This window comes from Pseudomonas sp. Pseusp16 (assembly GCF_047324915.1).
Lineage (GTDB): Bacteria > Pseudomonadota > Gammaproteobacteria > Pseudomonadales > Pseudomonadaceae > Aquipseudomonas > Aquipseudomonas fluorescens_CD.
Map to the genome: position 1 here is coordinate 3,552,048 of NZ_CP168522.1, position 16,071 is coordinate 3,568,118.

Annotated in this window: 16 protein-coding genes and 1 pseudogene; 7 read left to right on the forward strand and 10 right to left on the reverse strand. The window is 60.3% G+C overall.

The window, feature by feature from the left end; translation table 11 throughout:
- Window positions 1–71: 71 nt before the first annotated feature.
- From cysK to ACEN8Q_RS16120, 3 genes are all read right to left on the reverse strand, one after another.
- Window positions 72–1,046, reverse strand: a complete 975-nt coding sequence (gene cysK, locus ACEN8Q_RS16110) for a cysteine synthase A (RefSeq protein WP_413423842.1) — start codon at window positions 1,044–1,046, stop codon at window positions 72–74.
- Between the two features lie 127 nt (window positions 1,047–1,173).
- On the reverse strand, window positions 1,174–1,674 hold the full coding sequence (locus ACEN8Q_RS16115) for a DUF2442 domain-containing protein (RefSeq protein WP_413703400.1): 501 nt from the start codon (window positions 1,672–1,674) through the stop codon (window positions 1,174–1,176).
- Window positions 1,662–1,892 (reverse strand): DUF4160 domain-containing protein, encoded by a 231-nt coding sequence (locus ACEN8Q_RS16120; RefSeq protein ID WP_413423930.1) that lies wholly within the window; start codon window positions 1,890–1,892, stop codon window positions 1,662–1,664. The genes ACEN8Q_RS16115 and ACEN8Q_RS16120 overlap by 13 nt, the downstream gene beginning before the upstream one ends.
- A 205-nt stretch (window positions 1,893–2,097) precedes the next feature.
- On the opposite strand from ACEN8Q_RS16120, the gene ACEN8Q_RS16125 reads away from it, so the two are divergent.
- Window positions 2,098–2,943 (forward strand): AAA family ATPase, encoded by an 846-nt coding sequence (locus tag ACEN8Q_RS16125; protein WP_413423844.1) that lies wholly within the window; start codon window positions 2,098–2,100, stop codon window positions 2,941–2,943.
- Window positions 2,944–2,955: 12 nt separating this feature from the next.
- Window positions 2,956–4,134 carry a vWA domain-containing protein gene (locus tag ACEN8Q_RS16130; RefSeq protein WP_413423846.1) on the forward strand — a complete coding sequence of 393 codons (1,179 nt, stop codon included), beginning with the start codon at window positions 2,956–2,958 and terminating at the stop codon, window positions 4,132–4,134.
- A gap of 116 nt (window positions 4,135–4,250) precedes the next feature.
- On the opposite strand, the gene ACEN8Q_RS16135 is transcribed toward ACEN8Q_RS16130, so the two are convergent.
- The 4 genes from ACEN8Q_RS16135 to ACEN8Q_RS16150 all read right to left on the reverse strand — a co-directional run bounded on the left by ACEN8Q_RS16135 (window position 4,251) and on the right by ACEN8Q_RS16150 (window position 7,987).
- Window positions 4,251–5,177 carry a biotin-dependent carboxyltransferase family protein gene (locus ACEN8Q_RS16135; RefSeq protein ID WP_413703401.1) on the reverse strand — a complete coding sequence of 309 codons (927 nt, stop codon included), beginning with the start codon at window positions 5,175–5,177 and terminating at the stop codon, window positions 4,251–4,253.
- Window positions 5,174–5,878: a 5-oxoprolinase subunit PxpB gene (gene pxpB / locus ACEN8Q_RS16140; protein WP_413703402.1), complete on the reverse strand. Its 705-nt coding sequence runs from the start codon at window positions 5,876–5,878 to the stop codon at window positions 5,174–5,176. The genes ACEN8Q_RS16135 and pxpB overlap by 4 nt, the downstream gene beginning before the upstream one ends.
- Complete coding sequence (locus ACEN8Q_RS16145; RefSeq protein WP_413423852.1) at window positions 5,875–6,627, reverse strand: 5-oxoprolinase subunit PxpA; 753 nt, start codon at window positions 6,625–6,627, stop codon at window positions 5,875–5,877. Before ACEN8Q_RS16145 ends, pxpB begins: the two co-directional genes overlap by 4 nt.
- 73 nt (window positions 6,628–6,700) lie before the next feature.
- Window positions 6,701–7,987, reverse strand: coding sequence for an MFS transporter (locus tag ACEN8Q_RS16150; protein WP_057715993.1), 1,287 nt, complete (start codon window positions 7,985–7,987; stop codon window positions 6,701–6,703).
- Window positions 7,988–8,134: 147 nt separating this feature from the next.
- Here ACEN8Q_RS16150 and ACEN8Q_RS16155 point away from each other — a divergent pair, with 147 nt between their 5' ends.
- The 4 genes and pseudogenes from ACEN8Q_RS16155 (at window position 8,135) to ACEN8Q_RS16170 (ending at window position 11,689) form a co-directional block, all read left to right on the forward strand.
- The gene (locus tag ACEN8Q_RS16155; protein ID WP_413423855.1) at window positions 8,135–9,064 is read left to right on the forward strand and encodes a LysR family transcriptional regulator; all 930 of its coding nucleotides are present in this window, start codon (window positions 8,135–8,137) and stop codon (window positions 9,062–9,064) included.
- A gap of 110 nt (window positions 9,065–9,174) precedes the next feature.
- Window positions 9,175–9,375: a hypothetical protein gene (locus tag ACEN8Q_RS16160; protein ID WP_413705531.1), complete on the forward strand. Its 201-nt coding sequence runs from the start codon at window positions 9,175–9,177 to the stop codon at window positions 9,373–9,375.
- Window positions 9,324–9,562 (forward strand): annotated as a pseudogene (locus ACEN8Q_RS16165) (MFS transporter); the annotation flags it as partial. The gene ACEN8Q_RS16160 and the pseudogene ACEN8Q_RS16165, both read left to right, overlap by 52 nt.
- Before the next feature lie 15 nt (window positions 9,563–9,577).
- Window positions 9,578–11,689 carry a TonB-dependent receptor gene (locus ACEN8Q_RS16170; protein ID WP_413703403.1) on the forward strand — a complete coding sequence of 704 codons (2,112 nt, stop codon included), beginning with the start codon at window positions 9,578–9,580 and terminating at the stop codon, window positions 11,687–11,689.
- 44 nt (window positions 11,690–11,733) lie between these two features.
- Here the strand turns inward: ACEN8Q_RS16170 and ACEN8Q_RS16175 are convergent, their stop codons facing one another.
- The 3 genes from ACEN8Q_RS16175 to ACEN8Q_RS16185 are packed head-to-tail and all read right to left on the reverse strand — an operon-like array spanning window position 11,734 to window position 13,594.
- Window positions 11,734–12,276: a DUF2937 family protein gene (locus ACEN8Q_RS16175; protein WP_413703404.1), complete on the reverse strand. Its 543-nt coding sequence runs from the start codon at window positions 12,274–12,276 to the stop codon at window positions 11,734–11,736.
- An 11-nt stretch (window positions 12,277–12,287) separates the two neighbouring features.
- The gene (locus tag ACEN8Q_RS16180) at window positions 12,288–13,064 is read right to left on the reverse strand and encodes a class II glutamine amidotransferase (RefSeq protein WP_413423860.1); all 777 of its coding nucleotides are present in this window, start codon (window positions 13,062–13,064) and stop codon (window positions 12,288–12,290) included.
- A gap of 32 nt (window positions 13,065–13,096) precedes the next feature.
- Window positions 13,097–13,594 (reverse strand): MFS transporter, encoded by a 498-nt coding sequence (locus ACEN8Q_RS16185; RefSeq protein ID WP_413423862.1) that lies wholly within the window; start codon window positions 13,592–13,594, stop codon window positions 13,097–13,099.
- A 214-nt stretch (window positions 13,595–13,808) separates the two neighbouring features.
- On the opposite strand from ACEN8Q_RS16185, the gene ACEN8Q_RS16190 reads away from it, so the two are divergent.
- Complete coding sequence (locus ACEN8Q_RS16190) at window positions 13,809–15,863, forward strand: S9 family peptidase (protein ID WP_413703405.1); 2,055 nt, start codon at window positions 13,809–13,811, stop codon at window positions 15,861–15,863.
- Window positions 15,864–16,071: the final 208 nt, after the last annotated feature.

Here is a 16,071-nt window from a genome sequence, read left to right on the forward strand (position 1 = left end):
ATGTGCAACAAAGCATTTCTTAACATAAAACGCCTGAACGCGGGCTGATGCAGATCAGCAATGTTCAGCACTTACTGCTGATTCTCCTGTTCGGTGAACAGATCACTGAACAGCATGCTCGACAGGTAACGCTCACCGGAGTCCGGCAGGATCACGACAATGGTCTTGCCCTGCATTTCCGGGGTTTCCGCCAATCTTACGGCCACTGCCATGGCGGCGCCGCAAGAAATCCCGGACAAAATCCCTTCTTCCTGCATCAAGCGCAAGGCCATGGCCTTGGACTCTTCGTCGCTGACCAGCTCCACCCGATCGACCATCGACAAATCGAGGTTCTTCGGCACAAAACCGGCACCGATGCCCTGGATCTTGTGCGGGCTCGGCTTGATTTCTTCACCGGCCAGGGCCTGGGTGATCACCGGCGACACCGCCGGCTCCACTGCCACCGAGAGTATCGGTTTGCCCTGGGTATTCTTGATATACCGTGAAACTCCAGTGATGGTTCCACCGGTTCCGACGCCTGCCACCAGCACGTCGACCGCACCGTCGGTATCGTTCCAGATTTCCGGGCCGGTGGTCTTTTCGTGGATGGCCGGGTTGGCCGGGTTGTCGAACTGAGCCGGCATGAAGTACTTCGACGGGTCGCCGGCAACAATTTCACCGGCTTTCTCGATGGCCCCCTTCATGCCTTTGGCCGGCTCGGTCAACACCAGTTCGGCCCCCAGTGCCTTGAGCACCTTGCGGCGCTCGATACTCATGGACGCCGGCATGGTCAGCATCAGTTTGTAGCCACGGGCGGCAGCCACGAAGGCCAGGCCGATACCGGTATTGCCGGAGGTAGGTTCGACGATGGTCATGCCCGGCTTGAGTTTGCCACTGCTCTCGGCATCCCAGATCATGTTCGCGCCGATCCGGCACTTGACCGAGTAACCGGGGTTGCGCCCTTCGATCTTGGCCAGGATGGTCACACCACGCGGCGCAATGCGATTGATCTGCACCAGCGGCGTGTTGCCGATGGAGTGGGCGTTGTCAGCGAAAATGCGGCTCATGGCTGGGTCCTTAACGACAGCATTGAAATAGGGCATCAAGGTAAGCCTCTTGCCAGCAGGCGTCCAGTCAGGTCGGACGTCCGCTTATCAGTGCGGTCTATGGCTTTGGATCGAAGCCGGATGCAGGCTAATTTTTGCGCGTGACGATGTACCGGCCAGCGCCTTCTGCCGCACGGGGCGAATTCGCTTGCAGTTGCAGGAAATCCCAGCCCAGGCAGGCCAAGGCTAACGATCGCGGCACCTTTTCGCGACCACTGCTGTATCGGGTGATGCTGCGGGTACTGACCCCCAGTGCTTCAGCCGCCTGATGAAGCGGTAACCCGGTGCGAGCACGCCAATCAATAAAGATCCGGGTGTTTTCGTCGACGGCATTTTGTGCCAAGACATCCAGGTAGAGAGTGTCCGCGCCAATCTGGATATCAAGCTCAGGCCATTCGACACTCCAGCCATCGTCACCCAGCGCAGCATGATCAAAGGCGACTCCCTGCAAAGGTTGGAGGCCTGGATAGGCATGCAGGTCGCAGCTCAAATCGAGCATCAGCTGCTGACCATTGATAAACGTCAGCGCCAAACGATAATCCGACAGCGCTTGCACTGCCGATAGCCGTGGTCGTTTCATGGGTAGCATCGTTTCCAATCCTCCAGCAATTGAGTCTGGTGGGCTCTGACCCAGTCCAGAGCTTCCCTGAGAATCAGTGGCGGCGCCTTGCCCACCATCACTTCGGCAGTTTCCAGGCTCAGCATGACGTCCAGCCCGCCACCCGTCAGATGAACGTGTGGCGGCGGATGATCCTTTTCACGCAACTGAATGCGATACGTATCTCGAAATCGGTATTTAGTAGACATGCCTGGCATGGTATCGCCAACTTGGCGATACCAACATACTGGCCAGCAGTCGAGACTGAGTCAAGATGTGACGCTCCATTCAGAGACTGAATAAGCCGTCTGCGTTCACAGTCGACCGGACACCGCGTTATAGTCGGGGCTGACTCTTTTATTGCGCCCCCGCCCTGCCGCGTTCAGGTCGGCGTTACCGTTCGAGGATTAGCAGATGAAGTTCGAAGGCACCCAGGCCTACGTCGCCACCGATGACCTGAAGCTGGCGGTCAACGCCGCCATCACCCTGGAGCGGCCGCTGCTGGTCAAGGGCGAACCGGGCACCGGCAAGACCATGCTCGCCGAGCAACTGGCCGAATCCTTTGGCGCCAGGCTGATCACCTGGCACATCAAGTCCACCACCAAGGCTCACCAGGGCCTGTACGAGTACGACGCGGTCAGCCGCCTGCGCGATTCGCAGCTGGGCACGGAAAAGGTCCACGACGTTCGAAACTACCTGAAAAAGGGCAAGCTCTGGGAAGCCTTCGAATCCGAAGAGCGGGTGATCCTGCTGATCGACGAAATCGACAAGGCCGACATCGAATTCCCCAACGACCTGCTGCAAGAACTCGACAAGATGGAGTTCTACGTCTACGAGATCGACGAGACCATCAAGGCGAAAAAACGCCCGATCATCATCATTACCTCCAACAACGAGAAAGAGCTGCCGGATGCGTTCCTGCGCCGCTGCTTCTTCCACTACATCGCGTTCCCGGATCGCACCACGATGCAGCGGATCGTCGACGTGCATTACCCGGACATCAAGAAAGACCTGGTCAGTGAAGCGCTGGACGTGTTCTTCGATGTGCGCAAGGTGCCGGGCCTGAAGAAAAAGCCTTCGACCTCCGAGCTGGTCGACTGGCTGAAACTGCTGATGGCCGACAACATCGGCGAAGCGGTGCTGCGCGAGCGCGATCCGACCAAGGCCATCCCGCCGCTGGCCGGTGCGCTGGTGAAAAACGAACAGGACGTGCAACTGCTGGAGCGTCTGGCGTTCATGAGCCGGCGCGGCACCCGCTAAGAGGCTGATGCCATGCTGCTCAACCTGTTCAATGAAATGCGCGCAGCCAAGGTACCGGTCTCGGTGCGCGAGCTGCTGGACCTGATCAATGCGCTGAAAAAGCGCGTGACCTTCGCCGATATGGACGAGTTCTATTACCTGTCCCGGACGATCCTGGTGAAGGACGAAAAGCATTTCGACAAGTTCGACCGGGCGTTCGGAGCCTACTTCAATGGCTTGGAAAAACTCGACGACCACCTGCAAGCGCTGATTCCCGAAGACTGGTTGCGCAAGGAGTTCGAGCGCTCGCTGACCGATGAAGAGCGGGCGGCGATCCAGTCCCTCGGCGGCCTGGACAAGCTGATCGAAGAGTTCAAGAAACGCCTGGAAGAACAGAAGGAACGCCACGCCGGTGGCAACAAGTGGATCGGCACCGGTGGTACCAGCCCGTTCGGCTCCGGGGGGTTCAACCCGGAAGGCATTCGGGTCGGCGACGCCGGCAAGCGCCAGGGCAAGGCGGCCAAGGTCTGGGACCAGCGCGAATACAAGAACCTCGACGACTCAGTCGAGCTGGGCACCCGCAACATCAAGGTCGCCCTGCGCCGCCTGCGCAAGTTCGCCCGTCAGGGCGCGGCGGAAGAGCTGGACATCGATGGCACCATCGATCACACCGCCAAGGATGCGGGGTTGCTGAACATCCAGATGCGGCCGGAGCGGCGTAACACCGTCAAGCTGTTGCTGCTGTTCGACATCGGCGGCTCGATGGATGCCCACGTGAAGATTTGCGAGGAGTTGTTCTCGGCCTGCAAGACCGAGTTCAAGCATCTGGAGTACTTCTACTTCCACAACTTCATTTATGAATCGGTGTGGAAGAACAACATGCGCCGCACCTCCGAGCGCACGTCGACCATGGACCTGCTGCACAAGTACGGTGCCGACTACAAAGTGATCTTCATCGGCGACGCCGCCATGGCGCCCTACGAAATCACCCAGCCGGGCGGCAGCGTCGAGCACTGGAACGAAGAAGCCGGTTACGTGTGGATGCAGCGGTTCAAGGAGAAGTACAAGAAGCTCATCTGGATCAACCCGTATCCGAAGGACACCTGGGGCTACACCTCTTCGACCAATATCGTGCGGGACTTGATCGAGGACCAGATGTATCCGCTGACATTGCGCGGGCTTGAGGAAGGGATGCGGTTTCTTTCCAAATAATCTCTGCTGTCTGTTCAGACGCCTTCGCGAGCAAGCCCGCTCCCACATTGGATCTTTGTTGTACACAAGACTCCTGTGGGAGCGGGCTTGCTCCGGGCGGCGTTCCGACGAAGCTTTTAGCCGTTCAAAAAGCGCCGCAAATACTCGACCTGTTCGCGATGCGCCACTTCCTGCACCACCGGCCGCAACCGCACCCGCGCGCCCGGCAAACATTGCGCCAAGCGCGCCAGCGCCAGCGGCGTCAATGCTCCCAGACGCGGATAACCGCCAATGGTCTGCCGATCATTGAGCAGCACGATCGGCTGCCCGTCCGGCGGTACCTGCACCGCGCCCAACGGGATGCCTTCGGAAATCATCGGCTTGCCCTGGTACTGCAACGCCGGGCCCAACAGGCGAATGCCCATTCGGTCGGCACGGCTGTCGAGGCTCCACGCGCTGTTGAACGCATCGAACAGGCTCTGCCCGCTGAACTCGCCAATCTGTGCACCGAGGACCAGGTCCAACGGAGTATCAAGGTTCAGGTCCGGCCGCTGGTCTGCGGTCATTTCGCGCAGCAACATCACCGAATTGCCCGAGTAGCTCAAACACGCACCTTTACCCAGCGCATGACCCATTCCGTCCAGGCCGCCAAGCTCCTCACGGACTACCGTCGCGATGCTGCCCAGTACTTTCGGTGCATCAAACCCACCCGGCGCCGCCAGATAGGCTCGGGCGCCGAGCAACGGTTGAGTGAATTGCAGACGCTGACCTTTATGCAGCCTGAAACTGCGCCACGGTGCCAGCGCCTCGCCGTCCACCTGCGCGCCAAGATCCGCTCCGGCCAAGGCCAGCACGCATTCTTCCTCGGCAACGACGGTAAACCCGCCGAGGGTGATTTCGATCACCGGCGCATCCAGTCCGTTGCCCAACAGCCAGTTGGCCCAGGACATCGAACGCCAATCGGCCGCGCCACCCTGGGTCACGCCCAGATGCCGCACGCCGAATCGACCAGCGTCTTGCAACAGGCACAGCGGCGTACTTGTTTCAATCGTCAGACGGCTCATGCCTGCGCCTCCAATGGCGTGTCGTCACCGCCCAGGTTAATGAACTCGGCATGGCCGACTGCTTCGAACCGGACGGTGTCGCCGGGTTGCATCAGGCTGTAGCCGTCGCGGTTGCGATCGAACAATCTGGCCGGCGTGCGGCCAATCAGATTCCAGCCGCCTGGCGACACCACCGGGTAAGCCGCCGTTTGCCGTTCGGCGATGCCGACACTTCCGGCGGCGACTTTCTTGCGTGGCGTGCTCAGACGCGGCGCAGCGAGCACCTCTTCCACCAGCCCCATGAAGGCGAAGCCCGGCGCAAAACCCAGGGCGAACACCTGATATTCGTGCTCGCTGTGACGACGGATCACCTCCTCCACCGCCAATCCGCTGCGTTGCGCCAACAGGCTCAACTCCGGTCCGACGCTCAAGTCATACCACACCGGCAACACATGACAGGTACCGCGAGTACGCGCATTGGGCGACAGATCGATCAGCGCCATGGCAATCAACTCCCGGGCCTGGGCAGGACTCAGTGCGGTCAAGTCGTAATGCACCATCAGTGTGGTGTAGGACGGCACCAGGTCGATCAGATGCGCACCGAATGCCGTACGCAGACTTTCACTGGCCGCCAGCATCCACGGCATGTTGGCTTCGGCAATTTCATCGAACAGGCGCACCATCAGGCAATCCAGCGCCACCACCTCCACCCGCAGCTTCATGACGCACTCTGCCGGTTCAAGGCTTCACGGATGCGTTGCACGGCAGCGACCGAACTGGCGTTGTCGCCGTGCACGCAAAGGGTGTTGGCCTGCAAAAGCAGGGCGCTGCCATCGCTGGCGGTGAGCTGATCGCCACGGGCAATGGTCAGCGCCTGCTCGATAATCTTTTCCGGGTCGTGATGCACCGCTCCCGGCAGTTGGCGCGAGACCAGCCTGCCCGCGCTGTCGTAAGCCCGATCGGCGAAGGCCTCGAACCACAGCGTGATGCCGTATTCATCGCCCACTTGTTGGGCGGCGCTGTTGTCTTTGGTCGCCATCAACATCAATGGCAGATTGCGGTCGTAGGACGCCACCGCTTGCAAGACGGCGCGCAACTGCACCGGGTTGGCCATCATGTCGTTGTACATCGCGCCATGGGGTTTGACATAACTGACCCGGCCGCCCTGGGCCCGGCAGATGCCGTCGAGGGCGCCGATCTGGTAATGCAGAATGTCTTGAAGTTCCTGGGTGGCATACGCCATGGAGCGGCGGCCAAACCCCACCAGATCCTGATAGGCCGGATGCGCGCCAACTTGCACACCGTGGCTGAGGGCCAGGCTGACGGTCTTGCGCATGACGCTCGGGTCGCCGGCGTGAAAACCGCAGGCGATGTTGGCGCAATCGATGAAGGGCATGATTTCTGCGTCCAGACCCATGGTCCAGCTGCCGAAACTCTCGCCGATGTCGCAGTTCAATAGCAGGCGGCTCACGCTGAACACTCCTGTAGGCTTTATTCTTTTTTGCTGCGGGACATATCTATAAGACACGCCCGCAGGTTATCAGTTACTGAGCGTCGAGTTGCTTGCCACGGGTTTCCGGCAGGCTCAAGGCCGCGAGGATCACCACGCCATAGGAAACCGCCGCAAAGGCACCGATGCCCACGCTCAGCGGCACAGTCTGGCTGAGCAAGCCGATCAGCAGCGGGAACAACGCCGCCAGCGCGCGGCCGATGTTGTAGCAAAAACCCTGGCCGGAACCACGAATGCGTGTAGGGAACAACTCGGTCAGGAATGCGCCCATGCCACTGAAAATCCCCGAGGCGAAGAAACCCAGCGGAAAGCCCAGCCACAACATCACGCCGTTGCTGACCGGAAGTTGCGTGTACAGCAACACAATGGTGAACGAGCCGACGGCGAACAGGATGAAGTTCTTTTTGCGTCCCAGAATGTCGGTCAAATAGGCGCTGATGACATAACCGACGTAGGACCCGACAATCACCATCGCCAGATAACCGCTGGTATTGAGTACGCTCAAACCGCGTTCATTCTTCAGGAAAGTCGGCAACCAGGAAGTGATGGCGTAGTAGCCACCCAGCGCACCAGTGGTCAGCAACGAAGCGCGAATCGTGGTGAACAGCATGCCGGGGGCGAAGATCTCGTAGAACTTCGACGGGTTGCTCGGTTCCTGTCTGGCCTTGGCTTCACGATAGATTTCCGGGTCCTTGACCAGACGGCGGACGAATATCACGAAGATTGCCGGCACGATGCCGAGGATGAACAGCGCACGCCAGGCGTCTTCCGGTGGTAATACCGAGAACAGCAGCGCATACAGAATCGCGGTAAGCCCCCAACCCAGCGCCCAGCCGGACTGCACCATGCCAACGGCCTTGCCACGGTCCTTGGCACGAATGACTTCACCGATCAGCACCGCCCCGGCCGTCCACTCGCCACCGAAACCGAAGCCCATCAGGGTTCGTGCGATCAGCAGTTGCTCGTAGCTCTGGGCAAAGCCGCAGAGAAAGGTGAAGAACGCAAACCACAACACCGTCAGTTGCAGCGTGCGTACACGACCGATGCGGTCGGACAGAATCCCTGCCACCCAACCACCGATGGCCGAAGCGATCAGCGTACTGGTATGAATCAGCCCGGCTTGACCGGTGGTGATGCCCCACATGGCAATCAGGGTCGGCACCACGAAGCTGAGCATCTGCGTGTCCATGCCGTCCAGGCCATAGCCGATCTTGCAGCTCCAGAAGGTGCGGCGTTCCTGCTGATTGATGTTGCGATACCAGTCGAAAGGTCCCGGGCGGGCCGAGGCTTTCGGAATGGCGGTGGTGTCGGGCGCACTCATGGCAAATCTCCGCGCTGATTTTATTGGTATTGTTCTGAGCCCCGACGACGCCTATCGTTGGGAACCGGATGCGTCGATTCTTGGATGCGCGCCCCTGCTGCGTCCAACTAATAAAAACCCGCCCTAGACATAAGAAATCCTTATCCCATGAACCTGAAGTTTCTCGAGACCTTTGTCTGGGTCGCCCGACTCAAGAGTTTCCGCCTGACCGCCGACAAGCTCTTCACCACTCAGGCCTCGATCTCCAGCCGCATCGCCGTGCTTGAAGGTGAGCTCGGGGTAAAACTATTTCTGCGGGACTCGCGCGGCGTGAGCCTGACGCCCGAAGGTCTCAAAGTGCTTGATTACGCCGAGCAGATGATGGACACCATGCAGGCGCTCAAGCAGTCGATCGAGACCCGTTCGAGCAAGGCCGGACGGGTGCGCATCGGCGTGATGGACACGGTGATCCATACCTGGCTCAGCCCGTTGGTGGCGCAGATGACCGATCACTACCCGCTGGTGGAAATCGAGCTGGTGGCCGATACCTCGCTCAACCTCTGCGATCAGCTGCAAAAAGGCTTTCTCGATGTGATCCTGCAAACCGACCTGCTGCGCCATGAAAGCGTGCGCAGCCTGGAACTGGCCAGCCACCCCATGGGCTGGATCGTCGCCAGCAATTCCCTGTACAACCGCGAGTATTCAGGCGTCGCCGATCTGGCGAACGAGCGAATCATCACCTACTCGAAAAACTCCCATCCGCATCAGGAAGTGCTCGCCCTGATGCAGGCCAATGGCGTGATGGCGCCACGGTTGAACTGCGTGAATTCGGTGTCGGCGATTACCCGTTTGTTGCGCGACGGTTTCGGCATCGGCGCATTGCCACCGGTGCTGGTGGCCGAGGAACTGGAGCGAGGGGAATTGACCTTGCTGGACATTGAGCAACGCCCGCCCAACCTGCAAGTGGTGGTGTCATGGCGGGTCGGCGCAGAGTGGGTCGAAGAGATCGTGACGTTGTGTCAGCACGTAGTGGAGCACTATGCGCAGAAGGTGGGCGAGCACTACATGGTCTTGAGCAAACCCCTGGCCAGCCTCTGAAAAGGCCCCTCACTGCACAAGTAGCAATCACTATCATTTGCATTAATATTTTGAAAATGTATTCTCTGCGCGCATTCAGCTAAACCACTGTCCAGAAGGAATCGGACTTGATGCGCGCTTACACGCAAAAACAGCAGCAATTGCTCTCGCACTGGAGCGAAGCCCTCGGCACTCCTGCCTTCCAGTCCCACCGCATCACCCTCGACCCTTTGAGCAATGCCCTGGAGCCCGCCGCCCAGCGCTGCTTCCAACGCCTGATCCGGCTTACACCTTGCGTCTCATCGAGGGCGTTGCCTGGCTCTGCCCCCTGACGCTGGCAGCCACGGCACGGGCTAACGAATAGTTGGGTTTTCTCATCAGCCGGTTGCTCTGGGCATCTGGCAAGGCGCACTGCTCCCTGTCGCTTACGCACTGGCCGCCGCCGGGATCCGCCGGGTGCGCTCGTTCACCACCACACCCCGCCCGGCAATCGTATCTACCCACACTTATCACGACTAAAAAAAAGACCAACTCATGACCCGAACCAAACTTTCCTTGCTGATTCCGCTGCTCGGCTCCGTCAGCGTCCAGGCCTGGGCCGAGGACACCGACCAGCAGCCCGGAACATTGAACATGCAAGCCACCGTCGTTTCCGCGACTCGTAGCGAAGCGACCATTGCCTCGATCCCAGGTTCGGTCCAGGTGATCGACGAACAACAGATCCGCCAACAGAGTGGCGCGGGACGTCGGGTCTCCGACATCCTGGGACAACTGGTTCCTGGCCTGGCGCCGTCCAGCGGCGGGATGAGCAACTTCGGCCAGACCCTGCGCGGGCGCAACATGCTGGTGTTGATCGACGGCGTGTCGCAGAACGCCACGCGTGACAACTTCCGCCAGCTCAACAGCATCGCACCGGCCAGTATCGAACGCATCGAGGTGGTTTCCGGCGCCAGCAGCATTTATGGTGCCGGTGCTTCGGGCGGCATCATCAACATCATCACCAAGCGCAATCAGGGTCAGGACCTTGCCTACAGCAGCAAACTGGGCCTGACCAGCGGCAACAACCTCAACAGCAAGGGTTTCGCCTACGAGGCCTTTCAGAGTGCGACCGGGCGCAAGGATGCCCTGGACTGGTACGTGTCCGCCGACCTGACCCAGCGCAACGATCAGTTCGACGGCAATGGCAATCGCATCCCTCAGGACACCTCCCAGGGCAGCAACATGGACACCGAAACCTATGACCTGCAAGGTCGTTTCGGTTACGAACTGGATGCCGACAAAAAACTCAGCCTGTCGCTGCAGGACTACAAGGACCAGCAGGACACCGGCTACACAAAAGACCCGAAAAACCTGCAACAGGCCGTGGCGGTCAAGGGACTGAAACTCGACGACCAGCCCTACACCCATAACCAGGCGGCCAACCTCAACTACACCGATAACGACTTCTACGGCCAGGGCCTGCAACTGGAAAGCTACTGGCGCCGGGCCGACGCGCTGTTCTTCCCGGACCTTTCGCGGGGCAAGGCCGGGATCGCCGACAACAACAGCGTGCAGGATGTCTATGGGTTGCGTGCGGCCATCGACACGCCGTTGCCGGCCATCGGCAGTGCCACAGGCAACCTGGTCTGGGGCGCCGACTATGATCACGAACGCTCCCGCCAACGCGGTGACCAATACACCCTCAAAGGGCTGACCTACACCAAGACCGGCACCACTTACGAGATGGGCCCGGATATCGAGACCACCACCAAGGCGCTGTTCGGGCAGATGTCCTGGGACATCGCAGACTGGACCTTGCGTGGCGGCGTGCGCCGTGAATGGATCGAAAGCGAGGTCTCCGACAGCATCGCTTACGGTCAGATCGTGCAGACCGGCGTACGCGCCATCCTGCCCGGGGACACCCTCAAATACGACGCGACGCTCTATAACCTGGGCGCGGTCTATCACCTGAGTGAACATCAGGACGTCTTCGCCAATTACAGCCAGGGCTTTTCGCTGCCGGACATCCAGCGCTTCTTGCGTGACGTGAGCAGCACCTTCGACATCCAGAGCCTCAACGCCCAGGCCATCAAGGTCGACAGCTACGAGCTGGGCTGGCGCGGTGACTGGGACAAATGGCAGGCCGACGTCACCGTCTATGAAAACACCTCGGACGTGACCCAGTTCTACGATGCCAATAGCCGTGTCTTGCGTCTGATCAATCAGAAGGAGCGGGTTCGCGGCATCGAAAACAGCCTGACCTACCGCGCGACCGATCACTGGTCGGTGGGTGGCACCTATGCCTGGGCCAAGGGCGAGACCCAGCAGAACGGGAAATGGATCGATCTGCCGGCGACACGCATTTCACCGGCCAAAACCACGCTGTTCGTCGGCTACACCGAAGACGACTACAGCCTGCGCCTGCAAGGCATGCACCTGGCCAGTTACGACGCTGCCGCCAAGGACAACAACGGGCGTGACATTGAAGGCTATACGCTGGTGGACCTGCTCGGCTCCGTGTACTTGCCTGTCGGTCGCCTGGAAGGCGGGGTGTACAACCTGACCAACCGAACGTACGTCAACCTGTTCGCCCAGGCCAACGCCAAAGCGCCATTCCCCAACGCCGAAGGCCGTACCTTGAGCCTGACCTATTCGATAGATTGGTAATCAAGCAAGGAGCCGGCTTGCCGGCTCCTTGACGTTCGACGGTGTTACAACCCCCGCAAATCCCGCTCTTCGATCGGCCGACTCTGACGCAGACGCTTGCCGCCCAGCACCACCCAGTCAATCAGGCGGAACAGGCACTCCAGGCCAAACGACAGCAGCAAGGCGCCGCTCATGCCCCAAGCCATCGCTTCGGGCGTCAACAGGATCTGGTAGCTGTAGCCATTCCAGGTTTCCTTGCGGATGTCCGGATCAGCGGCCAGCACCACTTGCAGGAAGCGGATGTACCACGGTCCTTGCATCGCCTGGAATTGCTTGTCCAGCGCCAGTTGGCGGGTCAGCAGGTTGCTCAGGCTGTCGGCGTCGCTGCGAAAGATCGGGTCTTCGCTGGCACGGTAATGGGCCACCAGGGCCTGCATGTCACCTTTGAAGAACTGATTGGCGGTGCTCTGAAAGCCGCTCAATCCGGCTTGCGCCTCGATCAGATGGGCTTCGACCCGCTTGGCGTAATCGCTGATGAAGCCCGGCACCTGGACACCGATCAACAGGCCCGCCGCAAACAACACCAGCCGTAGATAACTGAGCAACATGCAAGGAGTCCTTATTCGGTCGTGCCCTGACTGACGCATTCGCCGCGTCGCCACAGGCTCCATTGACCCGGTTCGTAACGGGTCCAGGTTTCGTTTTCGGTCAGGGGTTCGGTGGCGATGACGGTGACCACATCGTTAGGCGTGGTTTCGGCCTGAAAGTCGACGATCACGTCGACATCTTTCAAGCGTGCCGGGCCAAACGGTGCACGACGGGTGATCTGCGCCAATTTGGTCGAGCAATAGCAGAACAGCCAGTCGCCGTCGCTGAGCAGACAGTTGAACACACCTTTGCTGCGGTACTCGGCGCAGGCGGCGACCAGGTCCGGCAACAGTGCTTCGACCTCGACCGGCTCGGGGAATGCCCCACGCACGCGGTTGAGCAAATCGCAGAACGCCGCTTCACTGTCGGTGTCACCCACGGGGCGATAGAAACTGGCCGCGGGCTGAAAGTCCGCCAACTGGCCGTTATGGGCGAAACACCAGTTGCGTCCCCACAACTCACGGACGAACGGATGTGTGTTGGACAGGCAGACCTTGCCGACGTTGGCCTGGCGGATGTGCCCGATCACCACTTCGCTCTTGATCGGATAACGCTGCACCAGGTTCGCGACTTCCGACTCGCAGCTTGCCGCCGGGTCCTGGAACAACCGCAGCCCACGGCCTTCATAGAAGGCAATGCCCCAACCATCGCGGTGTGGGCCGGTGCGTCCGCCGCGCTGCATCAGCCCGGTAAAGCTGAACACGATATCGGTCGGGACATTGGCACTCATGCCCAATAACTCACACATGCTCGGACTCTCGCTCAATCGCAGGGGCAAGGTTACAAACGGGGTTCGACTCGCATCCGCTGAGGATTGCTCGGCACGGGTGGACGACCGTAACGATCATCGCCGGCACCGCCGAACGGTTGATCATGCTCAGGCTCGTCGGCACGGACGGCGGCTTTGGTGGCAGCCTCGCGCTCCTTGCGGGCATTGGAGGCACGTTCGATGGGGAAACGGATCGCCACCAGCACCAGATAGAGGCCGAACGCGATCATGCCGTACATGAACAGATCGGAAATCGCCCGCCAGGCGTTATTGCCGACCTTGAACAGCAGGTCGAGCGCAGTAATGGCGACGGCCGGTGCGATTTTATCCTTGACCGGATCGATGATGGTCGGGCTGAACAGCAACACTGCCATCGCCAGCCGCAGCGGCTCACGCAGCCAACGCCACATCCAGCGGGTCAAGCGCATCCACACCAACAGGCAGCCCAAAGCGGCAAAGGCGTAGAGGCCCCAAGCGATCAGATAGTCGTTCTCGGTCATGGTGTCCATGGCAAGGCAGGCAAAGAGGCGCTTATGATAACGGCTTTTCGCCCATCAGGCTGCATCAATGCCTGACAGTTAAGCGCGGCCCTGTGGGAGCGGGCTTGCTCGCGAATGCGGCTTATCATTCAACAATGATATTGACTGACCCGACGCCTTCGCGAGCAAGCCTGCTCCCACAGGTTGCCAAGCCCCTATTCCGTACACTGCTCGAGAGCCCTTCATGCCCCTATCCGCCAACACTTGCGACGCTCCGATTGCCCACAAGGCTGATGGCTCCGACCCGTATGCCTGGCTGCAAGAGCGCGACACCGATGCAGTGCTCGACTACCTGAAAGCCGAAAACCGCTATCAGGAAGCGCAGACCGCCGACCAGGCCGGGCTGCGCGAAACCCTGTTCGAGGAGATCAAGGGGCGGATTCTCGAGACCGATTTGTCCCTGCCCTCGCCATGGGGACCGTATCTGTACTACACCCGCACCATGGCGGGCGATGAATACGCCCGGCACTACCGCTGCCCGCGTCCGGCCGATGACAGCCTGACCCTCGACGAAAGCCGCGAACAACTGCTGCTGGACCCGAACGAACTGGCCAACGGCGGCTTCTTTTCCCTGGGGGCGTTCAGCATCAGCCCGGATCATCAGCGCCTGGCCTACAGCGTCGACTCCAGTGGCGACGAAATTTACACGCTGTTCGTGAAGGAACTGTCCGACGGCCGCGTCAGCGAGCTGGAATTCCAGGACTGTGACGGCAGCATGACCTGGGCCAACGACAGCCTGACGCTGTTCTTTGGCGAACTGGACGACACCCATCGCCCGCACAAGCTGTATCGCTATCGACTGGACGGCACGGCGGCCGAAGAAGTGTTCCATGAACCGGACGGTCGCTTCTTCATGCATTGCTACCGCTCAAGCTCCGAGCAGCAATTGCTGCTGTCCGTGGGCAGCAAGACCACCAGCGAAGTCTGGGTCCTCGATGCCGCCCAGCCCCAGCAGGCGTTCACCTGCCTGGCACCACGGGTCGAGGATCATGAGTACGACGTCGACCACGGTGCACTCGACGGTCAATCGACCTGGTTCATTCGCAGCAACCGTGACGGTATCAATTTCGCCTTGTACACGGCCGTCGATACCGGCGCCGCGCCGACCGTAGCCAATTGGCAGAACCTGATCCCCCACAGCGACACGGTGATGATCGACGGCATCAGCCTGAACACCGGGGCCATGACCCTGAGCCTGCGGGTCGGCGGCTTGCCGGTCATCGAGGTTCATCCGCAAGGCCTGGCGCCTTATCGCGTGCAACTGCCGGATGCGGCCTATAGCCTGCATGTGCAAAACAGCCTGGAATTCGAAAGCCAGCGGATTCGCCTGCGCTACGAAGCGTTGAACCGTCCGGCGCAAATCCGCCAACTGGACCTGGCTTCCGGCGAGCAGAAAGTTCTCAAGCAAACCCCGGTGCTCGGCCCGTTCGATGCCGACGACTACGTCAGCCAGCGTCTGTGGGCCACCGCCCCGGACGGTACGCAAGTGCCCATCAGCCTGGTGATCAAGCGCACAGACCTGGGCAAACCCGTGCCGCTGTACCTCTACGGCTATGGCGCCTATGGCGAAAGCCTCGACCCATGGTTTTCCCATGCGCGCCTGAGCCTGCTGGATCGCGGCATGGCGTTCGCCATTGCCCACGTGCGTGGCGGTGGCGAACTGGGGGAAGCCTGGTATCGCGCCGGCAAGCAGGAGCACAAGCACAACACCTTCAGTGACTTTATCGCCTGCGCCGAGCACCTGATCGCCCAAGGCTTTACCACTGCAGCGCAGTTGGCGATCAGCGGCGGCAGCGCCGGTGGCTTGCTGATCGGCGCAGTGCTCAATCAACGGCCGGAGCTGTTTGGCGCCGCCATCGCCGAAGTGCCGTTCGTCGACGTACTCAACACCATGCTCGACCCTGACCTGCCATTGACCGTTACGGAATACGACGAATGGGGCAACCCTGAAGAGCCGGACGTCCATGACCGGATCAAGGCCTATGCCCCTTACGAAAACGTCACCGCACAAGCTTATCCGGCGACCCTGGTGATCGCCGGTTACAACGACAGCCGTGTGCAGTATTGGGAAGCCGCCAAGTGGGTGGCGAAACTGCGCGCGACCAAAACCGACAGCCATCCACTACTGCTCAAGACAGAACTGGGTGCCGGGCATGGCGGGATGAGCGGTCGATATCAGGGATTGCGTGACGTAGCACTCGAATATGCATTTTTGTTCAAGGTTTTGGGCATTGCCTGAGGAACCTGGCGCGGTGTGCCGGTCTTAATTGCGTACACCGGCGGCCGATATAACACAAAACCCATGTGGGAGCGGGCTTGCTCGCGAAGGCGGTGTGTCAGTCAACATCTCTGCTGAATGTTACTGCCCCTTCGCGAGCAAGTCGGATCGCCGCACCGCCGCTCCCACAGGGGATTTGCGGTGACTTCAAATTCGAGCCAGTAACAGA

Excerpts from the sequence above, each read along its gene's own strand:
- cysK (WP_413423842.1), bottom strand. The coding sequence starts at position 1,046 with ATGAGCCGCATTTTCGCTGACAACGCCCACTCCATCGGCAACACGCCG.
- ACEN8Q_RS16115 (WP_413703400.1), bottom strand. The coding sequence starts at position 1,674 with ATGCTACCCATGAAACGACCACGGCTATCGGCAGTGCAAGCGCTGTCG.
- ACEN8Q_RS16120 (WP_413423930.1), bottom strand. The coding sequence starts at position 1,892 with ATGTCTACTAAATACCGATTTCGAGATACGTATCGCATTCAGTTGCGT.
- ACEN8Q_RS16125 (WP_413423844.1), top strand. The coding sequence starts at position 2,098 with ATGAAGTTCGAAGGCACCCAGGCCTACGTCGCCACCGATGACCTGAAG.
- ACEN8Q_RS16130 (WP_413423846.1), top strand. The coding sequence starts at position 2,956 with ATGCTGCTCAACCTGTTCAATGAAATGCGCGCAGCCAAGGTACCGGTC.
- ACEN8Q_RS16135 (WP_413703401.1), bottom strand. The coding sequence starts at position 5,177 with ATGAGCCGTCTGACGATTGAAACAAGTACGCCGCTGTGCCTGTTGCAA.
- pxpB (WP_413703402.1), bottom strand. The coding sequence starts at position 5,878 with ATGAAGCTGCGGGTGGAGGTGGTGGCGCTGGATTGCCTGATGGTGCGC.
- ACEN8Q_RS16150 (WP_057715993.1), bottom strand. The coding sequence starts at position 7,987 with ATGAGTGCGCCCGACACCACCGCCATTCCGAAAGCCTCGGCCCGCCCG.
- ACEN8Q_RS16155 (WP_413423855.1), top strand. The coding sequence starts at position 8,135 with ATGAACCTGAAGTTTCTCGAGACCTTTGTCTGGGTCGCCCGACTCAAG.
- ACEN8Q_RS16160 (WP_413705531.1), top strand. The coding sequence starts at position 9,175 with ATGCGCGCTTACACGCAAAAACAGCAGCAATTGCTCTCGCACTGGAGC.
- ACEN8Q_RS16170 (WP_413703403.1), top strand. The coding sequence starts at position 9,578 with ATGACCCGAACCAAACTTTCCTTGCTGATTCCGCTGCTCGGCTCCGTC.
- ACEN8Q_RS16175 (WP_413703404.1), bottom strand. The coding sequence starts at position 12,276 with ATGTTGCTCAGTTATCTACGGCTGGTGTTGTTTGCGGCGGGCCTGTTG.
- ACEN8Q_RS16180 (WP_413423860.1), bottom strand. The coding sequence starts at position 13,064 with ATGTGTGAGTTATTGGGCATGAGTGCCAATGTCCCGACCGATATCGTG.
- ACEN8Q_RS16185 (WP_413423862.1), bottom strand. The coding sequence starts at position 13,594 with ATGGACACCATGACCGAGAACGACTATCTGATCGCTTGGGGCCTCTAC.
- ACEN8Q_RS16190 (WP_413703405.1), top strand. The coding sequence starts at position 13,809 with ATGCCCCTATCCGCCAACACTTGCGACGCTCCGATTGCCCACAAGGCT.